The sequence below is a fragment of the Thalassotalea sp. G20_0 genome (assembly GCF_017744175.1).
GTDB lineage: Bacteria > Pseudomonadota > Gammaproteobacteria > Pseudomonadales > Endozoicomonadaceae > Endozoicomonas.
Genome location: NZ_JAGHQV010000520.1, coordinates 1 through 532, shown reverse-complemented (window position 1 = coordinate 532; position 532 = coordinate 1). Strand labels below are relative to the sequence as shown.

Annotated in this window: 2 protein-coding genes; one reads left to right on the top strand and one right to left on the bottom strand. The window is 66.4% G+C overall.

Annotated elements, in window-relative coordinates; all coding sequences use genetic code 11:
- On the bottom strand, positions 1-220 hold a 220-nt coding region (locus tag J7438_RS27355; protein WP_209279155.1), incomplete at its 3' end, for a hypothetical protein.
- Between the two features lie 28 nt (positions 221-248).
- On the opposite strand from J7438_RS27355, the gene J7438_RS27350 reads away from it, so the two are divergent.
- A partial coding sequence (locus J7438_RS27350; protein WP_209279154.1) for a hypothetical protein occupies positions 249-532 on the top strand: 284 nt, incomplete at its 3' end.

Below are 532 nucleotides of genomic sequence, written 5' to 3'. Positions count from 1 at the left end.
CGTTCATGGCGGGGCTTGATACCGTCGCCTGCGGTGCCGCACTGGTGGGCAGTTCCATGGTGGTCCCCGACAGGCCGGAAACGTTCATGGCGGGGCTTGATACCGTCGCCTGCGGTGCCGCACTGGTTGACAGTGCCATGGTGGTCCCCGACGGGTCGGAAACGTTCATGGCGGGGCTTGATACCGTCGCCTGCGGTGCCGCACTGGTGGGCAGTGCCATGGTGGTCCCCGACGGGCCGGAAACGTTCATGGCGGGGCTTGATACCGTCGCCTGCGGTGCCGCACTGTTGGGCAGTGCCATGGTGGTCCCCGACAGGTCGGAAACGTTCATGGCGGGGTTTGATACCGTCGCCTGCGGTGCCGCACTGGTGGGCAGTTCCATGGTGGTTCCCGACAGGCCGGAAACGTTCATGGCGGGGCTTGATACCGTCGCCTGCGGTGCCGCACTGGTGGGCAGTTCCATGGTGGTCCCCGACAGGCCGGAAACGTTCATGGCGGGGCTTGATACCGTCGCCTGCGGTGCCGCACTGGT